General features: G+C 51.2%; 19 protein-coding genes and 1 pseudogene. 6 read left to right on the top strand and 14 right to left on the bottom strand.

Annotation, left to right across the window (positions count from 1 at the left end):
• Window positions 1-212: 212 nt before the first annotated feature.
• The 4 genes and pseudogenes from ATG98_RS22305 to ATG98_RS07880 all read right to left on the bottom strand — a co-directional run.
• Window positions 213-351: pseudogene (locus ATG98_RS22305) on the bottom strand (IS3 family transposase); the annotation flags it as partial.
• 49 nt (window positions 352-400) lie between these two features.
• Window positions 401-637 (bottom strand): hypothetical protein, encoded by a 237-nt coding sequence (locus tag ATG98_RS07895; RefSeq protein WP_228706058.1) that lies wholly within the window; start codon window positions 635-637, stop codon window positions 401-403.
• A gap of 530 nt (window positions 638-1167) precedes the next feature.
• Entirely contained in the window at window positions 1168-1581 is a 414-nt protein-coding gene (locus ATG98_RS07890) for a hypothetical protein (protein WP_098420480.1), read from the bottom strand.
• A 1798-nt stretch (window positions 1582-3379) separates the two neighbouring features.
• The gene (locus ATG98_RS07880) at window positions 3380-4945 is read right to left on the bottom strand and encodes a TnsD family Tn7-like transposition protein (protein WP_098420476.1); all 1566 of its coding nucleotides are present in this window, start codon (window positions 4943-4945) and stop codon (window positions 3380-3382) included.
• Window positions 4946-4992: 47 nt separating this feature from the next.
• Between ATG98_RS07880 and ATG98_RS07875 the strand changes: the two genes are divergently transcribed.
• Window positions 4993-5496 (top strand): hypothetical protein, encoded by a 504-nt coding sequence (locus ATG98_RS07875; RefSeq protein WP_143751168.1) that lies wholly within the window; start codon window positions 4993-4995, stop codon window positions 5494-5496.
• 382 nt (window positions 5497-5878) lie between these two features.
• Here ATG98_RS07875 and dauA read toward each other — a convergent pair whose 3' ends face one another.
• Both dauA and pckA read right to left on the bottom strand, forming a co-directional pair.
• On the bottom strand, window positions 5879-7627 hold the full coding sequence (gene dauA, locus ATG98_RS07870; protein WP_098420472.1) for a C4-dicarboxylic acid transporter DauA: 1749 nt from the start codon (window positions 7625-7627) through the stop codon (window positions 5879-5881).
• Between the two features lie 86 nt (window positions 7628-7713).
• Window positions 7714-9270 carry a phosphoenolpyruvate carboxykinase (ATP) gene (gene pckA, locus ATG98_RS07865; RefSeq protein ID WP_098420470.1) on the bottom strand — a complete coding sequence of 519 codons (1557 nt, stop codon included), beginning with the start codon at window positions 9268-9270 and terminating at the stop codon, window positions 7714-7716.
• 154 nt (window positions 9271-9424) lie between these two features.
• Between pckA and ATG98_RS07860 the strand changes: the two genes are divergently transcribed.
• A complete protein-coding gene (locus ATG98_RS07860; RefSeq protein WP_007350133.1) occupies window positions 9425-9658 on the top strand; it encodes a hypothetical protein in 234 nt (77 codons plus the stop codon).
• Window positions 9659-9720: 62 nt separating this feature from the next.
• A complete protein-coding gene (locus ATG98_RS07855) occupies window positions 9721-10530 on the top strand; it encodes a spermidine synthase (RefSeq protein WP_098420468.1) in 810 nt (269 codons plus the stop codon).
• Window positions 10531-10558: 28 nt separating this feature from the next.
• Here ATG98_RS07855 and ATG98_RS07850 read toward each other — a convergent pair whose 3' ends face one another.
• The 3 genes from ATG98_RS07850 to ATG98_RS07840 form a co-directional block, all read right to left on the bottom strand.
• Complete coding sequence (locus ATG98_RS07850) at window positions 10559-10753, bottom strand: ribbon-helix-helix protein, CopG family (protein ID WP_007350135.1); 195 nt, start codon at window positions 10751-10753, stop codon at window positions 10559-10561.
• Between the two features lie 105 nt (window positions 10754-10858).
• Window positions 10859-11044 carry a DUF2970 domain-containing protein gene (locus tag ATG98_RS22935; RefSeq protein ID WP_416376592.1) on the bottom strand — a complete coding sequence of 62 codons (186 nt, stop codon included), beginning with the start codon at window positions 11042-11044 and terminating at the stop codon, window positions 10859-10861.
• A 127-nt stretch (window positions 11045-11171) separates the two neighbouring features.
• Window positions 11172-12416 (bottom strand): malic enzyme-like NAD(P)-binding protein, encoded by a 1245-nt coding sequence (locus ATG98_RS07840; RefSeq protein WP_098420464.1) that lies wholly within the window; start codon window positions 12414-12416, stop codon window positions 11172-11174.
• 152 nt (window positions 12417-12568) lie between these two features.
• Between ATG98_RS07840 and ATG98_RS21820 the strand changes: the two genes are divergently transcribed.
• From ATG98_RS21820 to ATG98_RS07830, 3 genes are read left to right on the top strand one after another with little or no spacing between them, the layout of a single operon-like run.
• Entirely contained in the window at window positions 12569-12778 is a 210-nt protein-coding gene (locus ATG98_RS21820) for a hypothetical protein (RefSeq protein WP_155903124.1), read from the top strand.
• On the top strand, window positions 12762-13043 hold the full coding sequence (locus ATG98_RS21815) for a hypothetical protein (RefSeq protein ID WP_155903126.1): 282 nt from the start codon (window positions 12762-12764) through the stop codon (window positions 13041-13043). The genes ATG98_RS21820 and ATG98_RS21815 overlap by 17 nt, the downstream gene beginning before the upstream one ends.
• Window positions 13033-14781 carry an isocitrate/isopropylmalate family dehydrogenase gene (locus ATG98_RS07830; RefSeq protein ID WP_098420462.1) on the top strand — a complete coding sequence of 583 codons (1749 nt, stop codon included), beginning with the start codon at window positions 13033-13035 and terminating at the stop codon, window positions 14779-14781. Before ATG98_RS21815 ends, ATG98_RS07830 begins: the two co-directional genes overlap by 11 nt.
• 132 nt (window positions 14782-14913) lie before the next feature.
• Here ATG98_RS07830 and ATG98_RS07825 read toward each other — a convergent pair whose 3' ends face one another.
• From ATG98_RS07825 to glmU, 5 genes are all read right to left on the bottom strand, one after another.
• Window positions 14914-16512, bottom strand: a complete 1599-nt coding sequence (locus tag ATG98_RS07825) for an ATP-binding protein (protein WP_228706057.1) — start codon at window positions 16510-16512, stop codon at window positions 14914-14916.
• Window positions 16502-18583, bottom strand: coding sequence for a Mu transposase C-terminal domain-containing protein (locus ATG98_RS07820; protein WP_098420460.1), 2082 nt, complete (start codon window positions 18581-18583; stop codon window positions 16502-16504). Before ATG98_RS07820 ends, ATG98_RS07825 begins: the two co-directional genes overlap by 11 nt.
• Complete coding sequence (locus tag ATG98_RS07815; protein WP_098420458.1) at window positions 18573-19388, bottom strand: TnsA endonuclease N-terminal domain-containing protein; 816 nt, start codon at window positions 19386-19388, stop codon at window positions 18573-18575. The genes ATG98_RS07820 and ATG98_RS07815 overlap by 11 nt, the downstream gene beginning before the upstream one ends.
• 135 nt (window positions 19389-19523) lie before the next feature.
• Window positions 19524-21356, bottom strand: coding sequence for a glutamine--fructose-6-phosphate transaminase (isomerizing) (gene glmS, locus ATG98_RS07810; protein WP_098422565.1), 1833 nt, complete (start codon window positions 21354-21356; stop codon window positions 19524-19526).
• A 79-nt stretch (window positions 21357-21435) separates the two neighbouring features.
• Window positions 21436-22800 carry a bifunctional UDP-N-acetylglucosamine diphosphorylase/glucosamine-1-phosphate N-acetyltransferase GlmU gene (glmU, locus tag ATG98_RS07805; protein ID WP_098422564.1) on the bottom strand — a complete coding sequence of 455 codons (1365 nt, stop codon included), beginning with the start codon at window positions 22798-22800 and terminating at the stop codon, window positions 21436-21438.
• Window positions 22801-22906 lie beyond the last annotated feature (106 nt).

Here is a 22906-nt window from a genome sequence, read left to right as displayed (position 1 = left end):
TACACACGAGCAGAACGGGAAGTGATAGTGCATTGGTCACGTGATAGAACGTGTTTTCAGCGATAACTGTGAATCCGAAGTGGCGTCGTGGGGCTTGGTTCCCAAAATTCGCAGGCCATGGACGGCCATCGCTACGCCAGCCACCAAAAGCAAAGGGGGGGGCCGACTTGCTGCCGAAATCAATAGTAAAACTAAATCTGTCCCGGTTTTCTTCTGAGAGTCTGTCCACCTATCGATTCATGCTCTTTAATCCAGCGCCCCAGCATGTTTGCACTGATCTGCAGACTGCCCCAGCACAAGGCTGATTGCGTCCAGCTTGTATCCTTTTGAATACTGCTTTCTTGTGGTCATGTATGTTTTCCAGTTTCACGGTGCTATTCCTTAACTGGGTTGGTCACATCTATTCAACCACTTCAGTGACGGCCGGATTCCACTCCAGCAAAAGAAAGGCCGCCAATTCCATGTCGGAGAGAAGGTGATGAGTCCGTTGCGTAAGATGGCCCATCACCCGATGTGAACGGCCTCGGGAAGATAGATCTCTGACAGTGAGCCAGGGGTGGTAGTCCTTGCCGTTCCCGCTGCCGCTTCCTTCTTTGATCCACTTCTGGACACGTTTTTCGAGCTTGTAATCGGTCATTCCCTAGATTCCTAGAAAGAATGACCTGACTTTGCCACAACGTTCGTGAGTTACCAACTTTATTACAAAGTTACCAACTCTTTTAAGTTGTTACCAACTTTATTATGATCCCACAAACTTGTCACCGGACAATAAAGTTTGATAAGAATCGACGTCGTTTTCCCGCATTTTCGGTTTCAAAAGATACTAAAGTTTGATATTTTTAGACCCGGTCACGGGACACTTCAACTCGACTTTTGCCATTAAAGTTTGATAAAAAATCCCTTACCTTTTCCTTCCTCAACTTCGGTCACTAGGCGAGGGGATCCAATCGGAATAGAGGCAACCTGCCAAGTTAGCTATGCTGATCCAAATGAACGTAATGGCGGCGGTAACCCCCCCCATTTTTAACCGCACCTAATTCAACTTGATTAGGCGTTCTGAACAACGTTTTTTGTATTCTGATAGGCGCGTAATTTGATGAATAAGACAAGGGACAACCACTTCGTACCACAGTGGTACCAGAAAGGATTCATGGATGAGCGAAGCAATCAGCTTTGCCATCTCAAAAACCGAGACATAGAGCTACCCTGTACACTGATCACCCAAGTCTCAGTCCCGGAAACAGAGGGCCAGATTCCTTTCGTTTCGCCTAAAAAGTCCACCATGTGCTGGCGAATTGCATCCTTAGAGTCGAGCAGGCCCATCTTGCTCAGATAGTCGCCATACAGCTCCTGAAACTCTTCCGCATGGCGCAGCGAAAACATAGTTTGAAAAAATTGATCAGCAGGTAAAGAGCAACGCCCTTGCATGTCCGCCCAAGAGCGATATCCGATCTCGTTCGCAACTTTATCCAGCGCCTCTATTTGACCAAGTTCCGGATGTTTTTTCCGAAGCTCCCGCGCCTTACCTTTTAAAGATTTGATTGGCCGCGCACATGGCGAGAAAAGAAATTCATATTTCATAACCGACTCCTATCTAAATGACGCCACGACGCTTCCTCCCGCAAAAACTTTGCAGCGTCTTTTAAGATAAAAGTCGTTTTAAAATATAGTGGGATCCATGCGGATTTTGCTCTATACAGAGCGGGGGTGCAGGCTACCACCGTCGCCTTCCTGTAAGACTAAGAAAAAATGCCGATTAAGGCAAGTCGATGCAAGTATTCTTGGTGGCGTCAGCCTTGGGAGAAAAGCTCGGCATTGTTTTCAGGAGCGCTCTATGTCGCGCACCAGCGCCTTGATATTGCGCTCTAGTATATTAACCCACCTGTCCTGGTATGTTTCTGGGCTCACCGCTACTGATTTCCCACCTCTTTTTGTCATACGGTGAGGGTGAACACAGGTTTTCGGGGCTGCATTTAAACTCCTTATGTAGTCGAGATCCCAGTACAAACCCATAGTTGAGCAACGCTGAAGCACTAACTTGATTCCCTCGTTAGCATGCTCTGAAAAAACCACCACCAAATTACTGAGCGTATGCACTTTTCGCAAACTCTCCGTATCTACCTCAAAGACAATTACTGAAACAGACTGATACCTCAGCAATGCAACGTAAGTTTGCACTGGTCTTCCCGACATTGTTTTGGTGGCGACCAAATTGTTACCTTTTGGCCAAGGTAGCTCAAAGCACGCCTTCTTTTTAAAGCTGAACTCGGGCCGTCCTCCGAGTTGCTGCACTACGTCCTCGAAAATCTTGAATCTATGTGTGGGCTCGGCTTCGATGAGCTCCTCGGAAATTAGCTCCGTTTCATCGCCAATCCGATTAATACCATAATCAAGCTCCCGCCCCGTTCCTCGCTCCGTAGCATGGCCAGGGCTGCTGGTTTCTGAGGCCGGTACCGAGTCAAAATCTACGCTAGGTTTTACCCCGTAACGCTTACCGTTTACCTGCACCCTCACTTTTAGCTTGTCATCAAACGAGAACCTAAATCCTTGATCTGATATCTGGTCCAACCTTTTGCCAAGCAATGGCTCTAGGCTGAGCTCCATAAGCGGATCATCATCAGTACGCTGCATCAACGGCCTCGTGCAGTCTGCATGATCTTTAGCCAAGAGTTCGTTGAAACTGGGATGATCAATAACGATCGGTTTTGAGTGAGAAAAAACCGGATTATGAAAGCGCGTGACTTCATCGATTGTAAATATCTGACCGGCATCTCTTGCCCCGTAATAGCCGGACCCAGCAATATGCCAACCTTCCATTGTTGGCGGATCAAAACGAAAGTTCCACGGTTCGCTGCTCGACTCCATCCATGAGTCCAAGACTGATCCGAAGCTTTGCCGAGCATTCTGATCCAAAATCAACCATGAGAGATGCGCTAGTGTAGCTTTGGACTTCAGATTGGATTGCGGATAGTCCGCCATTGCTGTGAACTTGATAGTTGTCGCATCATCACCTTTTGAAACCTGAGCTAGGCCAGCCAAACCATCAGGTCGAAAGGCAGTTCTGGCGAGGTGGAAATTGTGAAGGAAAAGGCATCTCGCCAACTCTAACTGCCTCACGCGAACAATATGGCCCTGGTCCGTTTTGAGCCGGAACCAATTCACGCCTGATGCAGACCGCGTCGGCTTTGGTTCGTCAACTACCGTGAAATCGCACTTTTCAACTTTGAGCGCTGGGCTTCTCTCCTTGTTTTCGTAACTACTCCCAACAACCAACATGGAAATCAGCTCAACAGGAACAGCTTTCTGGGAATGGCCTTTGAATAGAACGTTAATAAAGGGTCGTGCTTTCACAAAAAACCATTTTCGCTGATGAATACCATCAACCCATTTGAGGGTGCTGTCGGAAGGCAATCTCCTCAGAAAAGCACCAGGCTGGGATGACCTGGTATAGTATTTGTCGGCCAGCTTCACGACACTTGCTTTGATCAAGTCCGGCCATTCTTTCAATTTCATAGCTCGGTGTTCGCCCTTCATTGTTTAAAATCAGGCGAGCAAATATACATGCCAGCCGCCTCGCCTGATACTCGTCGACCGTCTCGGCATATCGAACAAGTAACTCTCGGCATAGAGGTAATTTGCTGAGCTTCTTTTCCAGTATTCTTCGACTGCCAACTTGTTTGCAATACCAGTTCTTCGACCGCCTGGAACCTCCCAGATCTTGCCAGACAGACCGCTCGATGGCGAAAAGCTCCCGCACAATTATCCGGTCCCGCTTCGTCCAATCGACTTTGGGCTTCCTTTTAGGGCTGATCTTCTCGGGCTTGTGTGACGCAAGCCATTGCGAATCAAACCGGTACAGCCAGGAATAGACTCGCGCACCCTCCCTGTATTTCCTGACATCGCGCAATGAGCCATAGCGTTTTAGGATCTCTTTCCAGAGCGTCCGATACTGATGACAAACCTCCTCTGCGCGTGGTGAGAAATACACTGCTTTCCGTAAGGGCTGATTCGAGAATTGGGAAGCCTCAGCTAACACGTCGCCCAACACGGGCTCTTTGTCGCACAGAGCAAACCAACAAACGAAATGCTGGAGATAAGAAAATGGGCGGCGATGCTTTCGGAACATTGAGACCAACCAGTTTTCATCAACGTCAAGCGAGAGACCCTGCCCCTCCAACCAATCAACTCCCCAATAGGCTCGAACCCGTGCAGCAATTTCCTGGTGCTGCACGCCTTTTCCCCTACATAGATCCTGCTGGTGCGCCAAGTCCCGATAAAATCTCGACCACTGATGGATGTTGGGTACGTCTGTCGTTTTGCATCGAATCAAGCCTGAAATACCAATGGATAACAGCAGATTTTTTCTAGCGGCCAGCGGTGACACTGCGGGAATATCTTGCGTGATGGCCTGTGTGCCAATAAACCTATGCCGCCTATGTGACTGCAGAGGGATGCCGGTGTCGATCAGTAGACAGCTATGTTCCGGGCACGCTTCAACACCAGGACACTGGAAAAGCCGTTGCCAACACCGGTAGCCATGCCTTCTCAATTGGTGCTGACAACACAAAGGACAGACCTTGAAATTGGACGGCCAAACGATATTCGAAGCATTAAGGCCAGCTCTCAGCATGCTGTGGTTTTTACCCTGGCCACATAAATCACGGACAAAGTGATCGTAGGCCTTGGAAGCTACGAAGGGACGAAACACCGGGAGAAGGGTATGTTTCTCTAACAGTTCGCGGGGTGAGATAGCCCATAGATGCCCGATATTCGCGAGCAATTGACTTGCATGGCCCTGAAGGACCGACGACGGCACAATTTTCTGAGAAGCAAAAAGCTCATCCAAGGCGACCTTGTCGTCGCCCAGGCCCTGCCGTTGAACGAATCTCGCTATAACGCTACCGAGCAGTTCATCGTCATGGGCCCTGGGAAATTGCATTAACATATCTGCTCAACCAGAGTGTATTCGATTAAATAATAGTCAAACAAGCGATGTGGCTGATCACATCGGGTAACGTCGCACGCCTCGATTCTGAGCGGCGCCAATCAACAACAATACAATGCACTTCACTGCTCGCAACAGTACCGGATGTTTTAACACCAGATATCTGCGGCGGGGAGAGCCACATGCCGATCAGGAATGACGCTGAAGCAGAAGAACTGGAGTGGCTCAAAACCACAGCGAACAGGGCTTCCAAAGCCTATCGGAGCGGCTTCGGGCGTTGCGTAGTCTATCGGTCCGACACTCTGGAAAGTAAACAATCCGCTGAAGCACTTCAGACACTTTTGTCGGAAGAAGAAGGCATCGAGTGCTTCGTTGATCCTATTCAACAGCAGACTCCGGCGCTACCTGACAGGAACGGTAATTGGATCATCGACAACGCAAATGCTCTGAATGACTTTCCAGCTTCAGCGTGGCTGAAAACCGCATTAGACATCCACCAACCAGAACTACGATTTATCCTGGCAACTGATACTCGCCCCCAAGCTGACTGAACGACGCCCAGGCCTTCTTGGTGCGCTTAATGTGTAAAAGGAGTCAGTTATTCTGTAAACATTATAGCGCGACAATTACCTTGGCCGGTCCGTACAAGATAGTTGACGCCGCATAAAACATGATGTTTTGACCTACCGGTCCTCAACGGGATAGCTAACAGCTCCTTGATCAGAGCAACATTGCAGCGGGCAGATCAAAACCTCATTCCTAATGCTGCTGCAATCGCATTCCATTTCAAATTAGGTGTAGCCCCGCCATTGCACTGGGTTATGCCGCAAGCATTGGAGTACGCCTGCAGCTAAATGTCTGAGCCGGTGCACGAGCCATGCAAAAATCGAAAGTTGTCCTACCCACGAAAAATATCCAACGGCCTGCCTCGTTTTACCGTTGTGAGGCCAGCCAGCGAAGCGCAATAGCTTTGGCTTGTGTCAGACTGCCAGCGTAGGTAAGTCTGCCAATGACTTTCCGCACATGAGCCCGACGCAATTTGACGATGATGCGAGTCGGTAGTCCGGTCAGAATCAGCGAGACATTATCCTGCAGCATGTCTTCAACCAGGGTCTGAAGATTTACTATGGCGGTGCCGTCCATACTCGGCACGCCTTGCATGTCGAGGATAATAATTTTGACCTGAGGATCGACCAGGCGCAGGGACGTGAGTGCTTTCTCTGCAGCACCGAAGAACATCGGTCCGTTGACACCATAAACGGCAACCTCGGGCGGCAGTCCGTTAACCGTTGAGTGGGTTTCTGTGTCTATCTTGTCGGTGCGGGTGAGCAGTGCCATTCGCCGAATAAACAAGGCAGCCGCCAAACCAATTCCAACTGCAACGGCCAGCACCATGTCGAAGATTACAGTCAGACCAAAGCACACCAAAAGAACGCTCACGTCCCCAGCGGGAGCTGATCGCAAGGTGTGCATGAAATGGCGGGCCTCACTCATGTTCCAGGCGACGACGAGTAGGAGGGCTGCCAAGGCTGCCATTGGGACAAGCCCCAACAACCCCGCAAGCGCCACGACGGAAAGCAATACAACCAGCGAGTGCACCACTGCAGCAATGGGGGAGCGAGCACCACTTCGGATACTGGTCGCAGTCCGTGCGATCGCCGCTGTGGCCGTGACCCCACCAAAAAGAGGCGCCACTATATTTCCAAGGCCCTGGCCAATAAGTTCAGCGTTGGGGTCGTGCCGGGTTTTGGTCATGCCGTCCGAAACCACTGCGCAAAGTAGAGACTCAATCGCCCCCAGAATGGCGATTGCGAACGCGGGGCCCATCAACGAGCGGATGAGCTCAAAGTTCAGCTTTAGTGGTTCTCCATTAGCGCCGGGTAACGACCAGGGCACCATAAAAGTGGGGGCGATCGGTGGAATACCGCTACCTACGTCTCCTTGATGCTCCCACGTGAACCGAGAGGCGATAGTTTCGACCGTCGTTCCGTCACCCCCCATCAAACTGTTGATCAGGTAAGCGCCTATGGCTCCTGCAACCAAGCCCATCAGGGGTGCTGGTAAAGGTAGCTTCAGGCGAGGCCAGAGGATAAAAACTGCTAGTGAGAAAAAGCCGATTCCCAGCTCAAACGGATTAATAGAAGGCAATGAGGCCCCTATCCTGCCTAGATTCTCCACAAAGTGTTCGCCCATCTGACCCACTTCCAGCCCCAGAAAATCAGGGATCTGAAGCACTGCGATCACGACCGCAATGCCGGCGGTGAATCCCAGCACGACCGGGTAGGGCACGAACTGAATCAGTTGGCCCATTCGCGCGAGGCCTAATGCCACCAAAATCAAACCGGCCATCATGGAAGCGATCAGCAAACCACCGAGTCCGTATTGCTGCACAATGGGAAATAGGATCACGACGAATGCAGCCGTGGGTCCTGAAACGTTAAAGCGGGAGCCACCAGTCAGTGCAATGATTACCCCTGCAACAATGGCGGTATAAAGCCCGTGCTGGGGAGGAACGCCGGTTGCAATCGCCAGAGCCATGGAAAGCGGTACCGCCACGGTACCAATGGTCAGCCCTGCCATTACGTCCTTGCGAAGATCGGCTAGGCCGTAGCCTTCTTTAAAAGCGGACCGCAACCCGGTCGCAATTCCTGGCAAATTTCGTAACATCTTAGGCATTGCCATTGGTTAACTCCCTGCTGTGTCGTATTTGCTGGATTTCCTGATTTTTCAGCGTTCGTGGCGTTATACCCACGCTGGCCAGGGTGTGATTACTCAACCTGGCCTGGACCAGCTTTCAGAATCGACTCCGGCACGTTGTACCGGCGAATATTTGCGTTAAACAAATCTGCCAGTGTTCGTGCAGCTGCGTCATAATCCGACGGATTCTGCCAGGCCTTACGCGGGTTAAGATAATGCTCGTCGACACCCGGTACTTTTTTGGGGATAGCCAGATTCAGGATAGACAAGCGTTCAGTTTCAGCATCTGAAAGCTGGCCTGACTGACAAGCCGAGACAATGGCGCGGGTGACTGGAATCGGGAACCTTTGGCCGCCCCCATCCGCGGTGCCTGAACCACCAGTCCATCCGGTGTTCACCAGATACACTCTTGAGCCGAACTCAGAGAGCCGTTTCATCAGAAGCTCGGCATACACCTGGGGAGGTAGTGGCATAAAGGGAGCGCCAAAACAAGCTGAAAAGGTTGGCGCAATACCCTTGTTTCCGTCAACTTCCGTGGAGCCGACCCTGGCAGTATAGCCACTCAAAAAATGATAGGCGGCCGCCTCCGGAGTCAGTATCGACACCGGAGGCAAAACGCCAAAGAGGTCGCATGTCAGGAAGATGACGGTGGCCGGTTCCCCAGCCTGATTCTCTTCAACCCGCTTGTCCACGTGCTCCAACGGATAGCTGCAACGCCCGTTCTCCGTGAGTTCGGTATCAGCATAATCCGGACGCCTGGACACAGGATCAACCTGCACGTTTTCAATAATGGCGCCGAACCGAATGGCATCCCAGATGATCGGCTCGTTCTTCCTCGAAAGATCGATCGTCTTTGCGTAGCAGCCACCCTCGATATTGAACACCGAATGCTTCGCCCAACCATGTTCATCGTCACCGATCAGAAAACGGTCAGGATCCGCCGAGAGCGTGGTTTTGCCCGTACCCGACAGCCCGAAGAAAAGGCAGGTCTCCCCGTCTTCTCCGACGTTTGCGGAACAGTGCATAGGCAGTACGTTATTTTGTGGCAGAAGGAAGTTTTGCACAGAGAACATCGCCTTCTTGATTTCGCCGGCGTAGCACAGGCCAGCAATCAAAACGCGCCGGCTCGAAAAATCAATAATCAGTGCAGATTCGGAATGAGTACCATCTCTCACCGGATCGCAGGTGAATCGCGTGCAGCTCATTAATGTCCACCGCTTCATGTCACCTGTCTCGAACGGACTGGTTCGTACAAACATGTTGTAGGCGAACAGGCTTTGCCACGCAGTATCAGTATAGACCGACACGGGAATCGCAAATCTCGGATCGGCCCCCACCGAGAGATGCGACAAAAAATGCTCTTCCGTCGCCAGGGTATCCTGGACCCGCATCCAGAGTTCTTCAAACTTCTGTTGGGAAAAGGGCTGATTTACCTTCCCCCAGTCCACTGTCTGTTTGGTCAGCTCGTCCTCAACGATGAAGCGATCAGCCGGTGATCGGCCGGTCCGCTTTCCTGTGGTTATCGAGAGTGCGCCATTATTGGCGAAAAAACCTTCCTTCCGGAACAGCGTGTGTTCAATCAGCTCCGTTGGCTCCAGATCCATCAACTGAGTAGAAAGCAGGTTCATCCAGTCAGTCCTCATTTAATAATGTGGTTATAATATTGTTATAATATCATTATAATGTAATGGTAATCCAATGCACATTCAACGGGATTCGGTAACAGTAACGTCTAACACCCAGCGTCTGCCTCGTTCGCCTCCCAGGCTCAAGGATCTAAAAGTGAAGAAAAGCGAAATAGTAGAATCGCAACGGAAGGGCGAGATTGCCGAAGTGCACATCGTTCAGGCCCCGTCCGCTAAACGAAAAGAATGGATTTTGCTCTTTAAGGAACGCCAGGGGTATAGCCATTTTCTGGTGACAGATGATGAGAAGGTCTGCAGTTATTCATCCGTTGATGCTGCGATTGAGGCGCTCCGGACTCTGGGATTCAAGCGGGCAGAGATTATGTTTTAGCCAGGACTACTGCTATCGCCAGACACCCACTTCAACGAACGCGCAAAAAAGGAAGCAGTTAAATGCCGGATACGCTTTGGGATGGTTTCTGTTTGGGAAACAAGATTGCCGAGTTCCATGACGGGAGCGACTGTGTTGAGGTATTTGATAACAGCTATGAGCGCTATTTCACCTTCGGCTCCGTGTATGAGCAGAGCTGTCAAAGAAAAGACGACCCCGGCTTTCTCATGCATGAGCACACCCGAGCCATGCTGCTGCCTCTGATATTTGATTTGCCCCGTCGCGCGACCGTTCTGGGGCTGGGAGGGGGTAGCCTGGTGAACTGCCTTTTCCATCGCTTTCCGGACATGGAGCTAACGGCCGTTGAACTCCGTCAATCCGTTATCGACGTTGCACACGACTTCTTCCAGGTGCCTACAGATCCAAGGTTATCAATTTTCTGTGAGGATGCGGGACATTACCTCGCGCGCAGTGAGAAACGCTCAACCGACCTGCTTTTTTGCGATATATACAATGCCTACGGTATGGACCCACAACAGTGCAGAGCAGACTTCCTGAGCCGCTGTCATGATGTTCTGGATGAAGGAGGCTGGGCCGTTTTCAACTTTTTCAACTACCAGAGTGAAACCGGGAATGCTCTGCGTTTGCTTGATAAAAAATTCGAGGCTGTATTCACATGCCACTTGTTCACCGGCAATCTGATTGTGCTTGCCTCGAAGGTACGTCCGGGGCAAGCTCGTGCAGAGTTCAAATCACGCGCACTCTCCCTTGAGAAGCACTTGGGATTTCCCATACTGAACCATTTTCTGCGATTAACGCTATTTCGCGGCGGTAATCACAATGGAAGCGGAGAAAACAGCCCTTTTTATTAAAATCGGCACCCTGTTTATCGTTGTTAGACTATCTATTTGTAGCGTTTGATGAAAGGGGCTTGGGCTTGGTGGCATATTCAGTGCCATTCCGCTCCAGATAGTCACGAATCAACTGTCGGACTACCTGCGAAGTCGTAATGTCTTGGGAGGCGCATAAGTCTTCGAGGGCCTTCTTTTTAATCGGGTCGATGAGAATCGTTAACCGGGCCGTTTTCGTTTCCATAAGAAATTACCTGAGCACGTAGCATAATATGTTAACTTCATTATAATTCAACACGTCACTGTCTTTCCAGATTTCCGCTCGCCTCCTTAAGATAGTGGCGACTGTTTAAGCGCTTGATTCTAACTTGCATAGCGAACAACCAGGGCAACCACTCCAATTAGCGTGAGTACAAACAATACCACCACCAACACTCCGACGACGACGTAGGGTGCACACACCGTTTTGCTGACCGTCGCGTTCCAAATTTTTCTGACTTTGCACACCCAGAGTAGCCGTCAGAAAACTTTTCACGACCTGCAAGAAAGAGGATCATCTTCGATGAATGCTTGTCTGTTCGGCGTCAACTATCCTGTCCGACCGGTCATATTAATTGTCGCCGAACACTTGTCCTCAATATATTGTGGCACGTTGGGGCTCCCTATAACGGATAGTGTGAAGGATAGGGCAAACGTGCAACACCCGATTCGATGGCCGCTTTGGCAACTGCGTCTGACACTTCCGTCAGTAACCGATAGTCCATGGCTTTAGGAATAATGTAGTGGGGCCCAAAAGACAGTTCTCTCAGTTGATGGGCGGCTAGGACATCTTGCGGTATTTCCTTTTTCGCCAGATCTCGAATTGCATAAACAGCTGCAACCTTCATGGCTTCGTTAATTCGTTTAGCGCGTACATCCAGCGCGCCCCTAAAAATGAACGGAAAACCAAGTACGTTGTTAACCTGATTAGGGTAGTCTGATCGACCTGTAGCCATAATCAGGTCGTCCCGAACCGACATTGCCAGTTCGGGTGAAATCTCAGGGTCAGGGTTCGAACACGCAAAAACTATCGGCCGGGGTGCCATTTGTTTGAGCTGTTCAGCATTGAGCAAATCCGGCCCGGATAATCCAACAAAAACGTCTGCGCTATCAATGGCATCGTCCAGTGTTTTTGCTCCGCCATCATTAATAAATTTTTCCTTAAAGCTATTCAAACCCTCCCTGCCGGAGCGGATCACACCTCTGCGATCAACCATATACAGATTTTCTCGTTTCGCACCGAGACTTAACAGCATTCGCATGCAGGCAACGGCCGCTGCACCCGCTCCCAAGCAGACAATTTTTGCGGTGCCCAGCGTCTTACCCTGGATTTCCAATGCATTCAGCATACCTGCCGCCGTTACAATGGCGGTGCCATGCTGATCGTCATGGAATACTGGAACATCGCAGCGATCAATCAAAACTCGCTCAATTTCGAAACACTCAGGTGCCTTGATGTCTTCCAGGTTAATGCCGCCAAAGGTATCTGAGATGGGAATGACGGTATCGATAAACGCCTGGGCGGTATCTGCCTTGACCTCGATATCAACGGAGTCAATGCCTGCGAAACGCTTGAATAGCAGGGCCTTGCCTTCCATTACTGGTTTGCTGGCCAGCGGCCCCAGATTTCCGAGCCCGAGAATCGCGGTGCCATTGGTGATCACTGCGACCAGATTGCCTTTCCCGGTATACAGGTAAGCATTATCCGGATCGCGGGCTATTTCGCGCACTGGCTCCGCGACACCCGGACTGTAGGCAAGTGAGAGGTCGCCCACCGTACTTGCAGGCTTGGTCAGGCCAGTGGAAATCTTCCCGGGGACGGGCTTCGAGTGATAGTCCAGCGCGGCCTGCTTAAAGTTTTTAGTCATCATGGCACCTTATGATAATTAGGTTATACCTTAATTATAATATCATTATCATGTAAGCTAGTCCATGTGCTGGGCATCGTTGAGGTGAGCCTTAATAACCGCTCGCCTCTGATCTACTCGATGCCCATACCTGTGATGACAGGAGGTGACCGATGAATAAACTTTCCAACGCGCCATTCCCGGCGTCTCCAGAAATGCGGGCTACCCGGATCACGGGTAATCAGTCAAGCTTGCCTAAACATGAGATTTTAAGAGGCGACCTTAGCCGTCTGTTTGGTATCAACTCGGTGAAGGAAACGACCTGTTCTAGAAGGCAATTTCTGGATGATCTGAGCACTGGTTTTAGTGGAAGAGTTGGCTGAAACCATCAGTGAACGTGAGTTTCGCCATCATAGCTTGCCTGTACAGGAGCGTTACCAATTGATGGTGGAAGAGCATCCGGACTTGCTTGAGCGTGCTCCGCATTCCGGACAGTCAACTCGCATCCTGGTTGGGGGGTTGTCCCCGCAACGTTCTCAAGGCTTAAATGGACGCACCGCATCGACACCAATTATCAATGAACGTCTCACACGTTCATTGACCGTGCGTTTGAGCCAACCGAAAACTGGAGGAAGCAATGGTCAATAAAATTCAGGTGGAATCACCGCTGGTCATTCTGCACGGCGATGAGATGGCTCAGGTGGCTTTTGAAGAAATCCTGAAAAAGTTTGTCACAACCCGTCTGGCTATTGAGCTGATAGAAATCGATTTATCGGCCGAACATCGGTTTCTGACGAACGGCCAGGTTATTTTCGAAGCCATCGAGGCACTCAAAAAATACGGTGTTGGCGTCAAGAACGCCGGCATGACCGTGAACAGAGAGCAATTGGATGCGATGCTTGAAAAGCACCCAGAGCTCAGTCAGTCCAGGCTTGATCCGCTCGCGACCAAGTCACCTAATGGCGCAATACGCAAAGGGATCGGGGGCAACATCACCCGGGAGGATATTCAATTCCAGAATCTCAGGGTGCGGAAACCCGACTGGATTGATCGTGATATTGATGTCGACACCATGGACAACGGGGGCATTAAGGACAGTTACAATGAATTGTCCTCATCAACGGGCGTGGTCAAACTGCTCTTCGTCGGAAAAAGCGGGAACCCGGTCGAGCTGCACCGCCGTGATGTGAAAAAAGGCGACCCCTGGCTACTGGCTACTAATGACATCGCCGATGTTAAAGCCTGGGCTCACCGGTTTTTCAAGCGCGCAATTGACGAAAAACGAGATGCTTACCTCGGCCTGAAAGATACCGTGATTACTGGCTACGATGGCGTAATGCGCGCCGCTATAGAAGCTATTTACAAACCGGAATACAAAAAGCAATTTGAAGCGGTGGGTATCAACTACTACTACGAACTGGTCGATGCGCAGGCCGCCCGTATTGTTGCCAACCCGCCAGAGCGCGCACTGTGGGGCGTGCCGGACAACACCACCGGTCGAAAACTGTATAAGCTTGTCAAGCAGCTAAAACGCTACGGCATACCCGTCCGAAGCGCTCATGTTTCGATCTCGCGCATGAGTGCCGGCGGTGGTGATCAATACGGCAGTTTCAACATGCCTGCTCAGGAAGACGGCATCCTCAAGGTTGTCGTCGATGGAGTAGAAAAGCACGCTCGTCGTGTCAGTCAGGGCGACCCAATCCTGCTCATGTCCAATGACCATGAGGCAATCAAGGACTGGGTCAGCCAAGTTTTTAGGGATGCCTCAAGCAAGCACAAAGAAGTATATTTTGGTCTCAAACGAGAATACATGGAATACGACGAGGTATTTAGCACCGTCATCAACGATGTGCGCCGCGAACTGGCCGCGGATCACACCTCGCCGCCCGCTTTCATGATCATGCGACCTTCGAGCCAGCTGATAAAAATGATAACTGATCCTCCCCGGAGTGCGCTTTACCCTGCCCAGAACCTGGACGGGGATATATTTTCTGATATTTCTGCTGCTCTCGGCGGTAGCCTCGCCACCGCAAGCTCCATCATCGAAAGCAAGAGCAGCACGATGCTCTTTGAGGCACCGCATGGAACAGCCCACGATCTATACCTCAAATACCTGGAAAGCAATGGAAAAGACGCGCATTTCAACCCCTCAGCGCTGATCTACGCCCTCGCGAATGCCCTGGAAACCCTGGGCCGCCGGGAGCGCAATGAAGCCTTGCTTGATTATTCTGCCCGACTCAAAGCAGCATTAAAAGATACCGTAGGGGATGGCATTGTTACGGCTGACTTGAAGGATAAGACGACAACTCCTGAGAGCGAAACACTGGTTGATATGATGGGGTTTCTTGATTCCATTGAGAAACGGCTGGGCAGCTTTACGATGTGACCAAAATTGGATTGGGGCTTTTGCCCAGGGTGAGGTTTGTCCATCTGATACTGAGAGGTGGCTCTTTAGTGGCAACCGATTTGGACCACGTTGAACCCGTGTATTGGTTCAACGTATGGAGTTCACGTCGTATCATCTGAGATAAGCTGACAGTTCAATAATCACACCTCTTTTTTTCAGGCTTCGGTATGTCTCCTCAGGATCGTCATCCCGGGTCAACCGAAGGTCATCTTCCAAGTAAACCGGGCGCAACTTCTCTTTTTTCTGAGGATTGGCTTTGGGTTCAGGCTGCGCCGAAGTCTTCTCCTCCAGCTTTTTAATATGAGCTACTAACGAGAATAAATCCTCATCTGGCCGCTCCTCCAGAGCCTGCTCAACAACAATGGGCGCAATATCTTCCCCAATACCCGTCTGACCTAATATCGCAATCAGACGCTCCAGTTTGGAGCTCTGAGCATCAGTCTGTGTTTTTTGATCAACAGGCATATACGAAGCTTTCTGCAAAGCACTGTGAACACGCAGCGCCTCCCTGGGTATATCAAGGTCAGCGAATTGAAGAATCGTTGCTTCTCGGCCACTTCGTAAAGCGGCAATCATCGGATGCATCATCGCAAGCTCTTCTTGGTAGACCTTGGTTACGATCGCTCGATCTATTGACTCCCGACCCGACACAGCTGCTCTTACCTGGCTGAGATAGAAAAGGGCAACGGCTATGTGCGCAATACCCTGAGTGTACTCCCAGAACAAGTCCATCATTTCATCAGTGAAAGGAGTTGCGTGCTCAAACCACTGCAGCTTCCATAGTCGCTTGAAGAATCTTTCCCACTCTTCATCACTGCCAGTATTCTCGGTGCGTGCAAACCGCCCCCAGTCCAGACTGCCAAACTGAGCCGCCCTTCGCGCCGACCGCATAGTCGGCTGAAAAAGCTCTAGGGCTTTGGGCGTCCCGATAAAAAGGACTGGTACTTTGATCTCGTTAGTCAGAGTGACAAAGAAGTTAAGCATCTTGGCCGCACCTCCCGACCGAGATTTCTCCAAGTGCTGAATCTCATCAATGACGAGCACGCCGACTGAATGCAGCGCAGACACACGAGCAACGTCTCCCAGCATAGACTCTGCAGAAGATCTACTTTTCACATAAAGCGCTTGGTAATCCGTACCCAGCGCATCGTCAATAGCTCGGAAAAAATGAGTACATAAACTCTTCACCGAGCCATCATGGGGGCATTCCACTTTTAACCAAACAAGCTGGCAATGTTGGTAGTCAGGATGGTAAATCGCTTGCGGATAACTCCTTAAGATAGCCTCTACCGCCGTTGTCTTGCCGGTACCAGAGCATCCGATGACAGAACTGACCAACGCCTCATTACCAGCGTTTCGTAAGATTGCTGTGAAGTCAGTATGTGCCACATCATCAAGATTACGGTGGTAATCAGACGCAGCAATATTCCGGCTCAGATACCCACGGCGAATCATGCCCGAAATCATTTGCTCCAACTGTAGATGAGATTTGGTTGGATACAGAAATTGATCCAGAATTCGCATCATTGCATGACGTCGAATGTGGGCTGGCAGCAACTTTTCAGCTTCGTCCACGCTCGGGAAGCGGTCTAGCATTTTCGCAGTAGCCTGCGGTGAGTTAATAGGAGGCAAAGCATTAATCAGTGGATGCCCTTCATATTCCCGAATTTCTGCTTCTCGGTACTCGGCGAGTGGCAACTTAATCATCATCGTCCTCCAAGAAAGCATCCAAATCGGGGTAGTCTATGCCCTCATTTGAGGGCGTTTTTTGAGAGCGGAAAGGCACTACATCGGCTGGGCGGTCTCGCTTGACCTGATTATTATTTCTAATAGCACTTTGGTCTCTTTCGGTCTCTTTTTCTGTCACGCGATTGTCCCGTATTCCACGGAGCCGCGCTGAATCGCTGGCTGATGACTTATTGATTTTTTGTCGTTTCTTGGCAGTCGCAACAATTTGTTCAACGTCGGCCAGTGAATCCGGCTTTCGATACTCCTCAGCTTGTCGAGCGGTCGCTTTCGTACGGCCCATAGCTTTGAGCACGCCAGCGGCTTCCATAAAACTCATATCGCGAAATTTGCGACTTCTGTCCGAAAGTTCGCACACCCAATAATTCTCAAACGTTTTGTCGGGTCTCAGATAGACCGTATTGGTTCGCCTGGGATCGAAGGCAACTTCAACTTTTGATGGCCGGTTCTGGCGGATGCGATCAAACCAACCTGCTGTAATTGCTTCCCGACAGGTATAAACAAGACCTTTGAGGGTAATGCCCACCTGAGACACTGTTCCATTTTCATAGGGCAAAAGGTTAATTCGAGCTAAACTCTCGTCACATAACCGGAGCTTGCCGGTGCGGTTCTGGATTCCCCAATTCCATAGATCCAACGGTATTGATGGCAGGTCTACTGGCATATCGGGCGCAAGGTCATAGCCTTCAATAACATGCTGGGTGTTATAGACAACAACCAGGTTGATCAGCATTTTTGTGAACTCAGAAAGGTTCAGCACTGCATCCAATTCATAGCGCTTACCGATGCGTTTCTTACCATTCACCGGCTCCACTACACCCCCCACGTAAGGCCGGAACTGACTCTGAATTGTGTTGAAGAACCGCTCGCAGATCGCTTTATCATCACCTCGGTAGGCCCGTGAGTTACTCAGTTGCACGCCGAACCTGTTAACCAGCACATCGGCTTGGCGGTATAGAAGTTCGCCCCTATCGGCCATCATCCCCGCAGGAATGCCGATACTGGGCCAATCTTCCGTTCGGATATTCACTCCGTATTCCCGGCAATAGGCCGTTTTGTCACTAAAGGAATTACTCAACGCCAGCATTGCGGCCACCCAAGAGGGGTTTTCCAGGCCCACGTACATGCCAACCACCATTCGACTAAACACGTCTTTGACGAAGTACAAAACGGGTCGACCGATGATGACGTTAGGATCATCTTCGGCCACGAGATAAAGATCGCCGATCGTCGCATCGATCTCGTATCGTGCTCCGGGGCCAAAATTCAGATTCGCTGACGTGCTTGTCAACGCTCGTATATCTTTTTCGTAAATTCGTGCAGGAGTTCGCTTCCGCATGACTACGCTATTCTGATAATTAGTCTGAAAGAAATACCGAAACTGCTTCAGTGTGGGCACCGCCGATTCTGTGGCAGTGGGATATCGTGCTTTAAAGAGGCCAACAGCTTTATCCTTCGCCGCGGTCAGCGGCACCTTTTCATTGGTCAGATAAAAGCCATCGAGCACCATGCGAAACAGCTCCGCTACCTCCTCTGTTACTGGTACACCTACCCCTAGGGAAACCGTTCGCTTTCGCCCAACTTTGTTTTCAATTTCGCGCCTTGGCTGCCCAGCGGCTCCGCATTTATAGTAGTCCGGCGCTAAAGCATTTGGTGCCATTCCCCTCTGCCAATAACGCCGAAGTTGGCGAGTGATGTAAAGCCTCGGCTTATCAGTAGATATTAGGAGCTGGCCTATCAGCCGATTACGCTCACTCTTGATGAACATCAGCGCGTAATCGCCAAGTAAAGGGCTGATGGTACTCCACGCGTCGTCCCGTCTTGCAGCGCCAACGCTGCCCTCTTCGATACTGACCAAAGGGTATGGGTCAGAGATAGATTCATATCCAGCTGCGTGGAATTCTTCTTCTGAGATTGGGAAAGGCCAGGCTTTCTCGCTATCTATATCGATCAGCATTAAGTTACTTAGATGCTCAAGAACGACTCTGTGACGTCTATTTGTATCGGGATCGCTGAAAACTTGATTAAGAAGCATTATTCACCCCGGCGACTGGCACTGTTTCTCTGAGTGCGAGGTCTCCATAGGTCCAGCTGTAGAACGCTTTATCTAAAGGAGCCCGTATGAATCGATAGGCCACCGCATGCCGGAGGATGCTCAAATGAAACCCGGGGTCTAGTTCATATTGGTCATCGAGCTTTGCGCACAGTCGTGTCACCTTGGCTTGGGGGTACAGCTCCAGCCGGTACAAAAGATCCTGCACGTCTGAAACGCCCAGCTCTTGGTGATTGGTCATGTCCGGATTTAGGTAAGGCTGGATCCAGAGCAGATTTTCTCGCATACCATCAGTTACTTCCCTCTGTGTGAAAATCCTCCACTCGATTCCGTGAGCTTCCCAGAATGTTTTTTCAATTTGGAGTTTTTCCATAACTCTTAGCTTTGATAGTTCTGATGAGGGTTTGACGGCAATCGCCAGTTGCTTACCCGAAGACAGGTCGATCAAAAGATCGGTTGAAACGACGGTCAGAAGTCCACGGACCTGAGGATGACGAATACCCAAGCGAGCACAGATATCGAGAGTATCCTCGATTGGCAGGGGATATTGTTCACGAATATCAATGGTTTTCTCAAATTGATCGAAAATCAAGAAGGCATAAAGTTCTATACCAGATAGCAGGTGATGCACTCGACCGACCGAAGCACTTCGAATTCGAACACTTTCACCCTGACTGCTGAGCTCATGAACCTTGATGAATGGCTCATAGTCTTTTCCTGCTCCCCGGCCACGGGTTTTGAGCAGCCTTTCGTGTTTCGGATCGATGGGTTTATTAGTATCTGCCATAAAAAAAGCCTCCTGCTAAACTTAGAATAGCAGGAGGCTTACTTTTATCAAACTTTAATGTAAATTATCAGACTTTATTAGGATTTATCAAACTATAATGTCCTCTGACAAAACTCTACCAGAGTCCTACGGGTCTTATTCCACCGTAACACTCTTCGCCAGATTACGCGGCTGATCCACATCCGTGCCTTTCAACACGGCCACGTGATAAGACAAAAGCTGTAGCGGCACCGTGTACACGATAGGCGCGGTAATCTCGTGTACCGAGGGCAGTGATAAAACATGCAGGCCTTCTTCCGCCTTCACGTTGGCTTGAGAGTCTGCAAACACAAACAGCTCACCGCCGCGGGCGCGGACTTCCTCAAGGTTGGACTTGAGCTTTTCCAGCATCGCGTTGTTCGGCGCTACCGTTACCACCGGCATGTCACTGTCTACCAGCGCCAACGGGCCGTGCTTGAGCTCGCCGGCCGGATAGGCTTCGGCGTGTATGTAAGAAATTTCTTTCAGTTTCAGAGCACCTTCCAGAGCCACCGGGAACAAAGAGCCACGGCCCAAGAACAAGCTGTGGACTTTGTCCAAAAAGGCGCCAGACAGCTCGGCGATGGCGCTGTCTAAAGCCAACACCTGCTCGACCTGTCCCGGCACTTTATGAAGCGCCTCGACGATTTCGGCTTCGCGCTCTTCGGTCAGGCCGTTGTGGCGCGCCAACGCCAGGGTGAAAATCAGCAGCGCGGTGAGCTGGGTGGTGAAGGCTTTGGTGGAGGCCACACCAATTTCCGGGCCGGCCTGGGTCATCATCACCAAATCAGATTCACGTACCAGCGAGCTGCCTGGCACGTTACAAATGGCCAAAGCGGCGCGGAAGCCGGCTTTTTTGGCCTGGCGCAAGGCTGCCAGAGTATCGGCGGTTTCACCGGATTGGGAAATACACAGAAACAGGGTGTCGGGCTGAATTACGTGCTTGCGATAGCGGAATTCGGACGCCACTTCGACCGAGCAGGGCACACCGGCCAGGTCTTCAATCCAGTAACGGGCCACCATGCCGGCGTGGTAACTGGTGCCACAGGCAATAATCTGCACGTGGCGCACGTTCTTGAGCAGGTCTCCAGCGGACGTTCCCAGCGCTTGTTCCAATACTTTTTTGGCTATGACTCGGCCTTCCATTGTGGCTTTGATTACACGCGGCTGCTCAAAGATTTCCTTCAGCATGAAGTGGCGATATTCGCCCTTGTCAGCGGAATCGCTGCCGTGTTCAAAGCGACTCACTGTGCGTTCTACCACTTGCCCCTCGCGGTCGCGAATCTCCATGCGGTCGCGGCGAATGTCTGCCATATCGCCTTCTTCTAAAAACATGAAGCGGTCTGTTACCGGCAGCAGCGCAAGTTGGTCAGATGCGATGAAGTTCTCGCCGATGCCTACGCCAATCACCAGCGGACTGCCTTCGCGACACACGACCATGTGATCGGGTTCATCGGCGTGTATTACCGCCAGGGCGTAAGCGCCGCGCAGATGGCTGATCGCCTGGCTAACCGCTTGATACAGATCACCGTTAATGCGGTATTTTTTCTCGATCAGGTGGGCGATCACTTCGGTGTCGGTTTGCGAGGTAAATTCGAAGCCTTCAGCTTTCAGTTCCTCACGCAGTTCCTGATAGTTTTCGATAATGCCGTTGTGAACGATGGCAAGTCGGTCGCCAGACATGTGTGGGTGGGCGTTCATCTGCGAGGGCGCACCGTGGGTGGCCCAGCGGGTGTGGGCGATGCCAACAGGACCCGCCGGCGGATTGGCAGCAATGGCTTCAGCCAAAGCAGCCACTTTGCCCACTTCGCGGGCGCGATGCACCTGTGCTGCGGAGTCAATCACGGCCATACCTGCTGAATCGTACCCGCGGTATTCAAGGCGACGCAGTCCCTCAAGAAGTATGCCGTGAACGTCCCGTTCTGAAACCGCACCTACAATACCACACATGCTGTTTGTCCTGTTTGTAGTAAAAATTGTCGTGAAAACGGTGAAAAAAGTTCTGGAAAACAGTAAAAAGTAATCGTGCTCAGTGTTTTTTTGGCTGTTGCCAGCCGGGTATATTGCGCTGGCGCCCGCGGGCAACTGCCAGTTCTTGCTCTGCGACATCTTTGGTGATGGTCGAGCCTGCGCCAACAGTGGCACCAGCGCCAATAGTGACCGGTGCGACCAACGCACTGTTGGAGCCGATAAACACGCCATCACCCAACACCGTCTGAAACTTGTTAACACCATCATAGTTGCAGGTGATGGTACCTGCACCCACGTTCACGCCGGCACCCAGCGTAGCATCGCCGATGTAGCTCAGGTGGTTAATTTTGCTGCCTTCACCCAGGATGGTTTTCTTGGTCTCAACAAAATTACCCACTTTGGTGTTGGCCGCCAACTGTGTACCCGGCCGCAAGCGCGCAAATGGTCCAACTTGGGCGTTTTCACCCACGCTGGCTTGCTCGATCACGCTGTGAGCGTGAATCTGCGCGCCGTCAGCTATGGTCGCATCGGTGATCACGCAGCCAGGACCAATAGACACATGGCTACCCAGGGTCACCTTACCAATAAACACCACATTGACATCAATCAGCACGTCGTTACCAATGCTAAGCTCACCGCGCACGTCTACCCGCGCCGGGTCTGCCAAAGTGGCTCCTTCTGTCATCAGGCGTTCGGCTTCGCGGCTTTGATACCAGCGCTCAAGCTCAGCCAGCTGCACACGGTTATTCACGCCTTGTACTTCAAACGCGTTGCTCGGTTGAGCAACGTTGACCGTCATGCCCGCCTGCACCGCCATGGCGATGATATCGGTCAGGTAGTATTCACCCTGGGCGTTGCTACTAGAAAGCTGTGGCAACCAGGTTTTCAGATGGCGAGCACTGACGGCAAGGATGCCTGTGTTCACTTCGCAAATCGCCAGCTGTTCCGCACTGGCGTCTTTTTGTTCCACGATGGCCGTTACCTGGCCTGCACTGTTGCGCAGAATACGGCCGTAGCCCTGGGGGTTATCCAGAGTGACCGTTAGCAGTCCGAGGGATTTTTCATCCAGATTCTGAACCAACCCTTGCAACGTGTCCGCCGTAGTCAGCGGTACATCGCCGTAAAGCACCAGCACTCGCGCATCATCCGGCAAGCCTGGCAATGCTTGGGCAACGGCATGTCCGGTGCCTAGCTGTTGCTCCTGCATAACCCAGCTGACGTTATGGCCCGCAGAGGCGGCTTTTACCTGATCGGCACCATGGCCAACTACCCCGTGAATCCCCGCCGCGCCCAAGGTTTTGGCAGTCACTATCACGTGGTGCAGCATGGATCGCCCGGCAACCTTGTGCAGCACCTTTGGCAGCGATGATTTCATCCGGGAGCCCTGGCCTGCGGCCAGAATAACAACGTGCAGCAGTGACATGAGGTAACTCATCCTTTGTGGTCAGACTCTGTTTAACGGTGATGCAGATAATAAAAAAGCCGCATCCTTGCAGTGGGTGCCAGCATTGCACTCACCAAATATGGTG

Origin of the sequence: Marinobacter sp. LV10R520-4 (assembly GCF_002563815.1) — a bacterium.
Lineage (GTDB): Bacteria > Pseudomonadota > Gammaproteobacteria > Pseudomonadales > Oleiphilaceae > Marinobacter.
The sequence above is the reverse complement of the archived record's forward strand: the minus strand, read 5'-3'. Positions and strand labels throughout refer to the sequence as shown.

What these genes read in the sequence shown, in the direction of transcription:
- ATG98_RS07895 (WP_228706058.1), bottom strand. Translation starts at nt 637, where the DNA reads ATGACCGATTACAAGCTCGAAAAACGTGTCCAGAAGTGGATCAAAGAA.
- ATG98_RS07890 (WP_098420480.1), bottom strand. Translation starts at nt 1,581, where the DNA reads ATGAAATATGAATTTCTTTTCTCGCCATGTGCGCGGCCAATCAAATCT.
- ATG98_RS07880 (WP_098420476.1), bottom strand. Translation starts at nt 4,945, where the DNA reads ATGTTAATGCAATTTCCCAGGGCCCATGACGATGAACTGCTCGGTAGC.
- ATG98_RS07875 (WP_143751168.1), top strand. Translation starts at nt 4,993, where the DNA reads ATGTGGCTGATCACATCGGGTAACGTCGCACGCCTCGATTCTGAGCGG.
- dauA (WP_098420472.1), bottom strand. Translation starts at nt 7,627, where the DNA reads ATGGCAATGCCTAAGATGTTACGAAATTTGCCAGGAATTGCGACCGGG.
- pckA (WP_098420470.1), bottom strand. Translation starts at nt 9,270, where the DNA reads ATGAACCTGCTTTCTACTCAGTTGATGGATCTGGAGCCAACGGAGCTG.
- ATG98_RS07855 (WP_098420468.1), top strand. Translation starts at nt 9,721, where the DNA reads ATGCCGGATACGCTTTGGGATGGTTTCTGTTTGGGAAACAAGATTGCC.
- ATG98_RS07850 (WP_007350135.1), bottom strand. Translation starts at nt 10,753, where the DNA reads ATGGAAACGAAAACGGCCCGGTTAACGATTCTCATCGACCCGATTAAA.
- ATG98_RS07840 (WP_098420464.1), bottom strand. Translation starts at nt 12,416, where the DNA reads ATGACTAAAAACTTTAAGCAGGCCGCGCTGGACTATCACTCGAAGCCC.
- ATG98_RS21820 (WP_155903124.1), top strand. Translation starts at nt 12,569, where the DNA reads ATGAATAAACTTTCCAACGCGCCATTCCCGGCGTCTCCAGAAATGCGG.
- ATG98_RS07830 (WP_098420462.1), top strand. Translation starts at nt 13,033, where the DNA reads ATGGTCAATAAAATTCAGGTGGAATCACCGCTGGTCATTCTGCACGGC.
- ATG98_RS07825 (WP_228706057.1), bottom strand. Translation starts at nt 16,512, where the DNA reads ATGATGATTAAGTTGCCACTCGCCGAGTACCGAGAAGCAGAAATTCGG.
- ATG98_RS07820 (WP_098420460.1), bottom strand. Translation starts at nt 18,583, where the DNA reads ATGCTTCTTAATCAAGTTTTCAGCGATCCCGATACAAATAGACGTCAC.
- ATG98_RS07815 (WP_098420458.1), bottom strand. Translation starts at nt 19,388, where the DNA reads ATGGCAGATACTAATAAACCCATCGATCCGAAACACGAAAGGCTGCTC.
- glmS (WP_098422565.1), bottom strand. Translation starts at nt 21,356, where the DNA reads ATGTGTGGTATTGTAGGTGCGGTTTCAGAACGGGACGTTCACGGCATA.
- glmU (WP_098422564.1), bottom strand. Translation starts at nt 22,800, where the DNA reads ATGTCACTGCTGCACGTTGTTATTCTGGCCGCAGGCCAGGGCTCCCGG.